We start from the raw sequence: 7,870 nt of genomic DNA on the forward strand, positions 1-7,870 counted from the left end.
ATCTCCACCAATACGATTTGACAGAGACCCAAAAAATATAAGCAAGGCTCCCAGCGGGATGCAATCCCGCTTCCACCTTGCTTATATTTTTTGACTACCGCTTTGTTACGCTCATTAGGTTCTTTTCCACCAACTTCTCCGCAATCTGCACCGTATTCCAGGCCGCGCCCTTCAACAAGTTATCCGACACCACCCACATATGGTAGTTACCCGGATTCTCCTCATCCGCTCGCACACGCCCCACAAACGTCTCTCGCTTTCCTTCCGCATAAATTGGCTGTGGATACAACTGCTTAGCCGGATCATCCTGCAACACCACTCCAGGCGCCTTTGCCAACAACTGCTGAATCTTTTCTCGGCTCGCATTCTGCTCATCTTTCACTTCAAAGTAAACTGCCTCGCCATGACCAATTCCCACCGGAACTCGCACACAAGTTGCCGTCACCTTAATAGCCTTTGCATCCATATCATCCAACATAATTTTCTTGGTTTCATGAATCATTTTCCATTCTTCATGTGTATAGCCACCATCTTCAAACACATCAATCTGAGGCAACAAATTAAATGCCAATGGATAATGTTTTGCTTCACCCTTCACAGGATAAATGGTACTTGTCATCTTTTCACCATTCAAATGCTGTTGTGCCTGTGCATTCATCTCATTCCACGCCTGTTGGCCAGCACCCGACGCCGCCTGATAGGTTGACACAATCACTTGTTTCAGCCCAAATGCTTGACGAATTGGTTCTAGTGCTACCACCATTTGAATCGTTGAACAATTTGGATTGGCAATAATTCCATGATGGCGTTCCAGTGCCGATTCATTCACTTCAGGAACCACCAATGGCACATCTGGATCCATTCGAAACGCACTTGTATTATCCACACACACTGCACCACGTTTAACAGCCTCTGGCAAAAAACGTTTTGAAACTGCCCCGCCAGCAGAAGCCAAAACCAAATCAACACCTTCAAAAGAATCTGGGGTGGCCTCTTCAACCGTGATCGGATTTCCTTTAAATGCCAACTGCTTACCAGCCGATCGGGATGAAGCCAGGAACTTCACTGATTTGACTGGAATTGTGGATTGTTCTAATTGCTGAATTAAACGGGTTCCCACAGCACCAGTGGCCCCTAAAATTGCTACATTATATTCTCTCATCTAATTAGCCTTCTTAATTTAACTTTATTTGGTTAGGCAATTGTTGCTTCTGCATCGACAAAGGCCGCCATATTAGCCATGGCCGCATGCAAATCTTCCACACTTGCCGCATAAGAAATTCGAATATAGCCTTCGCCACCAGGTCCAAATGCACTTCCTGGAATCACACCAACTTTACCTTTTTCCGCAAGTTCTGTAGAAAAATCAACTGAGTTTTGTGTATATCTCGCTGGAATTTTAGCGAAGATATAAAAGGCACCCTTAGGTGGAACCGTCTCAAAGCCTAATTTGTCCAAGCAGGCAATGACATAATCGCGACTCTTCTTATATTGCACGCACATTTCCTTTGGATCATCCAACCCATTCGCTAATGCTTCGGCAGCTGCCGCCTGAGCAGGATTTGAAGGAGCTGTGACCAAAAACGCATGCATTTTAGCAGCATTTTTAACAAAGTCTGCGGGTGCTGCAATATAACCGACTCGATAACCAGTCATGGCATGTGATTTTGATAAACCATTAATCAAAATTGTTTGTTCTGGAATCATTGCCGCGATTGAATGGTGGGTTACACCATATGTAAGTTCACTATAAATTTCATCTGCCACAACAAACATTGGCCGTTTAGCAATCACATCTGCTAAAGCTTGCAGTTCTTTTTCAGAGTACTCTACACCGGTAGGATTATTAGGATACGTCAAAATTAAAGCCTTAACCGCATCCCCTTCGTGTTCAAGAGTTTCCGTCAACTTTGCAGCAGTCAACACAAAGTTATCTTTTGAAGTATCCACTTCCACTGGAATACCACCAGCAATTGTCACTAGTGGAACATACAAAGCAAAAGCAGGGGTTGGAATAATGACTTTATCGCCAGGATTTAGCATCGCCGCTAAACTAGCTGCTAATGCTTCTGTTGCACCAATTGTTGCGACAATTTCCGTTTCTGGATCATAGTCTAATCCATGACGTTTTTTCAAAAAGCCGCTGATTGCATTTCGTAACGCTGGTGTTCCTTTTTGAGCTGAGTAATGGGAATCATTTTCACGAATACTGCGAATGCCTGCCTCTTTAACATGTTCTGGTGTATTGAATCCAGGTTCACCAAGAGTCAATTTAACTAATCCAGGAATTCCTGAAATTTTTTGATCAAATGCACGAATACCAGATGGTCCAATTGAGTTTAATTTCTGATTTACTTGTCCTTGTAATGCTGCACTTAACTTAGGCATATTAACCACTCCTTAATTTTTACGATAAAACATTCTCTAAACCAACTGTCAGTTCTTTTAATGCACCAACTTTATGAACAGCAACTGCTACACCCGTCATAAAGGAATCACGTGTAAACGAGTCTTGTCGAATGGTCAGTGCTTCACCTTGGCCACCAAACAAAACCTGTTCGTGCGCAACGTAACCTGGGAGCCGAACTGAATGAATTCGGATACCCTTATAATCGGCACCTCGTGCGCCTTCTAAGGTCTCTTTAAATTTAGGAGCATCATTGGCCTCACGCACTTCACTTATTTGTTTAGCGGTGCTTAATGCCGTTCCAGACGGTGCATCTAACTTGTCTTCATGATGCATTTCAATAATTTCAACATCTGGGAAATAAGTTGCAGCTTCTTTAGCAAATTTCATTAATAAAACTGCCGAAATGCCAAAGTTAGGCACAATCAACCCCGCTGTATTTTGTTCTTTAGCGTAAGTTTTTAAATCAGTTACCTGTTGGTCAGTTAACCCACTAGTTCCGATAACTGGTCGAATATGATTTTTCAAAGCAAATTTAGCATTATCAAAAACTCCAGCCGGTGTGCTGAAATCAACCCACACATCTGCTTTAGTGGGCGTAACATTCAAGTTATTAAAAACTTGAACTTCTGTATCTAACCCATAACTTGTTGGATCAGTATCCGTTGCATCTGGGCTAAACACACCCACCAGTTTAAAATCGGTCGTTTTTTTGATAAGATTCAGTGTTTTTTGACCCATTGAGCCACGAAAACCAGCAACAATTATTTTAATCATGTTTAACTCCTAACTCGGCTAAATCGCCCTTACTCTCAAGTGCATCATCCTTTAAATCTAATGCCCGGGCCAGCGTTACTCGTTCTGCGTTATTCAAAGGTAGAATTGGTAACTGGCACCCACCAACATGATAACCCTGAGCATTTAAAACAGCTTTTACTGGAGAAGGTGACGGATACAAGAACAAAGCCTGCATCTTGGGTATTAATTTACGCTGTAATTCACCAGCCAACGCTGTGTTACCAGCATAAAATGCATCAAGCATTTGGCGCATATCGTGTCCATAAACGTGAGCAGCTACCGAAACTACACCTTGTGCACCAATGGCAATTCCAGGTAACGCTTGCGCATCTTCACCCGTGTAAACCATGAAATCATCCGGTGTATTTTGAACCAAGTACGCTAAATCTTCCAAAGATGTACATTGTTTAACTGCTTGAATATTAGGATGTTGAGCAAGTTTGACAACTGTGTCATTTGCCATTGTGACCCCGGTACGACCGGGAATATTATAAATTGCTACGGGGATTGGTGATGCATCAGCCACCGTGGTAAAGTGAGCAACCATCCCTCGTTGATTAGGTTTATTGTAATAAGGCACCACCACTAAAGCCATATCAATCCCACTGATTTGACCAACTTCTTTTGTAAATTCAGTGGTTTGCAAAGTATTATTACTACCAGTACCTGCAATAACGGGTACCCGACCAGCCACAATTTTAGCAAACCTTGTGTACAACTCTATTTTTTCATCATGAGTTAAATTGGGAGTTTCACCCGTAGTTCCGCCAATAATGAAGCCGTGACTACCAGTTTTCAGTAAGTGATTAGTCAATGTTTCAAGAGCATCAAAATCAATTCGATTTTGGTCATTAAAAGGTGTCACAATGGCCGTTAAAATATCTGCATTTTTAAACATTCGTATTCTTCCCTCCTAATTTTCTTTTTCTTGCATGCGATTTAATAGAAATCCTTTAATTGCCTGAATTCCAATTTGAATAGCTTGGGGATTGGGTTTTAATGTTGCAGAATGCAACTGTGAATTATCTTCCACACCCAACCAAAACATCGTTCCCGGAAATTTGGCTAATAGATAGCCAAAGTCTTCTCCGGTCATTGCAGGTTTAGTTTCTATAAACTGCACATTTTTAGCACTTTTCATATAAGTGATGAAATTACGTGTCAACTCAGGATCATTTTCTACTGGCCAATAACCGCCTTGATTAAGTTTGACGACCACTTTTGCTTGATAACTTTGGGCAATACCATCCGCAACTTCTTGAATGCGTTGATCAATATGTTCAATCATTTTTTGTGTCAGTCCCCGAATGGTTCCTTCAAGATGAGCTTGACCAGCAATCACATTACGAATGCTGCCCGCGTCAAACTTACCAAAAGTAATCACGCCACCTTCAATGGGATCAACACTTCGTGAAACAATCGTCTGAATCTGATTGATAAACTGACTAGCCGCAACCACCATGTCATTAGCATTCTGTGGAAAAGCCGCATGGCCACCTTTTCCATAGAAATCCACATCCACTTCTGTCGTTCCGGCAAACAACGTTCCCATCCGACAGCCAATCGCACCCGTTGGTAGATCTGGATTATCGTGTAATCCATAAAATTCATCAGGACACCATTTGTTCGTGAAAATTTGTTTTTCGTAGGCCGTTTTGCCACCGTTCAAACTTTCTTCAGCTGGTTGAAAGAAAAATAACAGATTGTCTTTGGGTTGCTGGCTAGCAAAATAGCTTAATAACCCGAGTGCCACCGTCATGTGAATGTCATGTCCACAAGCATGCATGACTTGGGGATGTTTTGAAGCAAACGGTAATCCCGTCTGTTCTTCAACTGGCAAACCATCAATATCGCTTCGATAGCCAATTGTGCGTTTGGGGTCACTACCATGAACTAAAACGAGTAACGCAGTTGGCATTTCTTTGGGCGTTTGAACTTCTAGATAAGTTTGTTCAAATTGCTGGACCGTTTTTTTAAGAAAAGCATGGGTTTCTGTTTCCTGCATTGCCAACTCAGGAATTTGGTGCAAACTTTGATAGATTTTCACTAACTGCGGTTCTGTTAACGTCATTATTTAGCCATCCCCTTACAGTTTTCTTAATGTATCCTCAAGCTCTGTTTTTGAACGGGTTTGATCATCAATATCTTTCATTTTACGAGCTGGCACGCCAGCCACCATTGTGTAAGGTGCAACGTCATGAGTCACTACAGCTCCAGCAGCCACAACAGCACCTTCACCAACATGGACACCTTCCAGTACAACTGCATTGGCACCAATCATGACGTTATCATCAACTCGTACTGGTTGTGCTGAAGCTGGTTCAACCACCCCAGCTAATACCGTTCCGGCACCAATATGAGCGTGTTTACCTACGATGGCACGGCCACCCATCACAACGCCCATATCAATCATCGTATCTTCGCCAACTTCAGCCCCGATATTGATTAAAGCTCCCATCATAATCACTGCATTGTCACCAATGACAACCTGATCACGGATAATGGCACCTGGTTCGATTCGTGCATTGATATTTTTAGTGTCCAATAGCGGTACGGCTGAATTACGACCATCATTTTCAACCTCATAATCTTCAATAACTGCTTTATTAGCTTCAAGGAAAGGTTTAACATCCGCCCAGTCACCAAAAACTGTTCCTGTTTTAGTTTCAATAAATGTTCGAATGTTTTTAGGAACGTCAAGTTTGTCCAGGTCACCCTTCAAGTAAACTTTCACTGGCGTCTTCTTCTTTGCGTTACTGATAAAATCAATGATTTCACGTGCATCTAACTGTGCCATGAATAAAATCCTTCCTTTATATAAACTTTTTTATTTTCGTAATAACTTCATTATAAAATTCAATGTTTATCTGAACTTTAAAATTTTAAGATCCTTCTACATTATATGGCATTTAAAGGTTAAACAAAACTACAATCCAAACTCACAAGGTCTTGATAGCTTTCGCGTTTAACAATTAATTTTGCCTGTCCTTTTTCTACAAAAACAACGGCGGGTCTTGGATTACGATTATAATTTGAAGCCATGGAATACCCGTATGCACCAGTGGCCAAGAGTGCCAGCACTTCACCCGAATGAGATTTAGGCAGTGCTTGTTTTTGAATCAATATATCTCCCGACTCGCAATATTTTCCCGCAATTCTAACCGTTTCTTCTGGTTTGGCGTTAACCCGATCTGCCAAAACTGCTTCGTATTGTGCCTCATAAAGCGCGGGGCGAATATTATCACCCATGCCACCATCAATGGTCACATAGGGACGAATGCCAGGAACTTCTTTGCGTGATCCCACTGTGTATAAACTGTAACCAGCAGGCCCCGCAATTGAGCGCCCCGGTTCAATCCAAATGGCTGGCATTTTTATTTGTCGCAAACTAACCTGTTTTTGCACCGTTTTTACAATGGCATCAACAAATTGTTCTGGTGCAATTGGGTCGTCCTCCTGGGTATAGCGAATGCCAAAGCCGCCACCCACATTTAAAACGCGGGTTTCAAAGTTAAACTTAGTTTGCCAGTCGGCCGCCAAATCAACCAATTTTTGGGCCGCCAACACAAAACCGTTAACTTTAAAAATTTGCGATCCGATGTGCGCATGAATGCCGATCATATCCATATGAGTGTCAGCCAGTACTTTTTGCAAGGCCTGTTGTGCTTGGCCAGATCGAATATCAAACCCAAACTTGCTGTCTTCTTGGCCAGTTTGGTCATATTTATGCGTATGCGCAGATACCCCTGGCGTCAACCGCAGCATCACTTTAACTGTCTCGTGCTTTGCTTCTAAAATTGCACTTAAGAGATCAATTTCATGAAAATTATCTAAAATAATAACGCCAATATGATGATCCACAGCCATTTCCAGTTCTTCACGTGACTTGTTGTTACCGTGAAAGCTAATTTTTTCCATCGGAAAGTCGGCCTGAATTGCGGTGTAAAGTTCACCACCTGATACCACATCAATGTGCGCATCTTCTTGGTTAACAAGTTGAAACATGCCAACTGTCGCGAATGCTTTGCTTGCATAGCTTACAGCATAAGCAACGTGATTACTCTCAAACACCTTTTTGAAACGTCGAATTTGTTGACGAATAGCAGAAACGTCATAAGCAATTAAAGGTGTGCCATACGTTTTTGCTAAGTCTACGGCATCTGCCCCATCAATTATTAAATGATTCGTTGTATTTACTTGTTGTGTGTGTTGCTCATTCATTTGTTTTTCCCACCAGTTTTAAAATTATTTTGTTAAACAAAAAAGAGATCTTTTTGTTTAGCGCAAACAAAAAGATCCCAGAATGAGTTCATTATTATTCTGTATCAATTGTCGATAGCGCCCCGCAGCCGACATGTTTTGCTGCGACAGTCCGCAATCTCTTAAACTGCGTCCCAGCACACCGAACCTCTATCCAGATCCGACGCTTCGGCAACCGCCCCTTTCACCAGCTTCATCGTTTGATAGAAACTTCACTAGTTACTCTTGTTGGTTGCAACCTCTTAAATTATTAAAAAGCTTATAATACTTCTCACAGATAGTCAAGTCTTGAATTTCATAAAAGTGATTTATCTTGAAGCTTGAAAGTGACTAATTATTTTTTAGCGGCCTAATACAAATGCGTTTTTGGTAATAAAATTAGATTAAAATACCGTCTTCCAGCAA

The 7,870-nt window shown here is 41.7% G+C and carries 7 protein-coding genes and 1 riboswitch; all 7 genes read right to left on the bottom strand.

Annotation, left to right across the window (positions count from 1 at the left end):
* Nucleotides 1-94: 94 nt before the first annotated feature.
* The 7 genes from IV87_RS10530 to lysA all read right to left on the bottom strand — a co-directional run bounded on the left by IV87_RS10530 (nucleotide 95) and on the right by lysA (nucleotide 7,426).
* A complete protein-coding gene (locus IV87_RS10530) occupies nucleotides 95-1,162 on the bottom strand; it encodes an aspartate-semialdehyde dehydrogenase (protein ID WP_057808065.1) in 1,068 nt (355 codons plus the stop codon).
* A gap of 32 nt (nucleotides 1,163-1,194) precedes the next feature.
* Complete coding sequence (locus IV87_RS10535) at nucleotides 1,195-2,388, bottom strand: aminotransferase class I/II-fold pyridoxal phosphate-dependent enzyme (RefSeq protein ID WP_057808067.1); 1,194 nt, start codon at nucleotides 2,386-2,388, stop codon at nucleotides 1,195-1,197.
* Nucleotides 2,389-2,407: 19 nt separating this feature from the next.
* Nucleotides 2,408-3,184 carry a 4-hydroxy-tetrahydrodipicolinate reductase gene (gene dapB, locus IV87_RS10540; RefSeq protein WP_057808069.1) on the bottom strand — a complete coding sequence of 259 codons (777 nt, stop codon included), beginning with the start codon at nucleotides 3,182-3,184 and terminating at the stop codon, nucleotides 2,408-2,410.
* A complete protein-coding gene (gene dapA / locus IV87_RS10545) occupies nucleotides 3,177-4,109 on the bottom strand; it encodes a 4-hydroxy-tetrahydrodipicolinate synthase (RefSeq protein WP_371862122.1) in 933 nt (310 codons plus the stop codon). Before dapA ends, dapB begins: the two co-directional genes overlap by 8 nt.
* 9 nt (nucleotides 4,110-4,118) lie before the next feature.
* Nucleotides 4,119-5,276, bottom strand: a complete 1,158-nt coding sequence (locus tag IV87_RS10550; protein WP_057808073.1) for an N-acetyldiaminopimelate deacetylase — start codon at nucleotides 5,274-5,276, stop codon at nucleotides 4,119-4,121.
* 15 nt (nucleotides 5,277-5,291) lie between these two features.
* Nucleotides 5,292-6,002, bottom strand: coding sequence for a 2,3,4,5-tetrahydropyridine-2,6-dicarboxylate N-acetyltransferase (gene dapD, locus IV87_RS10555; protein ID WP_057808076.1), 711 nt, complete (start codon nucleotides 6,000-6,002; stop codon nucleotides 5,292-5,294).
* Between the two features lie 119 nt (nucleotides 6,003-6,121).
* On the bottom strand, nucleotides 6,122-7,426 hold the full coding sequence (gene lysA, locus IV87_RS10560) for a diaminopimelate decarboxylase (protein WP_057808077.1): 1,305 nt from the start codon (nucleotides 7,424-7,426) through the stop codon (nucleotides 6,122-6,124).
* A 107-nt stretch (nucleotides 7,427-7,533) separates the two neighbouring features.
* Nucleotides 7,534-7,717: riboswitch (Lysine riboswitch) on the bottom strand.
* Nucleotides 7,718-7,870: the final 153 nt, after the last annotated feature.

The organism is Pediococcus ethanolidurans (genome assembly GCF_001437405.1).
In the GTDB taxonomy this organism is placed as follows: Bacteria; Bacillota; Bacilli; order Lactobacillales; family Lactobacillaceae; genus Pediococcus; species Pediococcus ethanolidurans.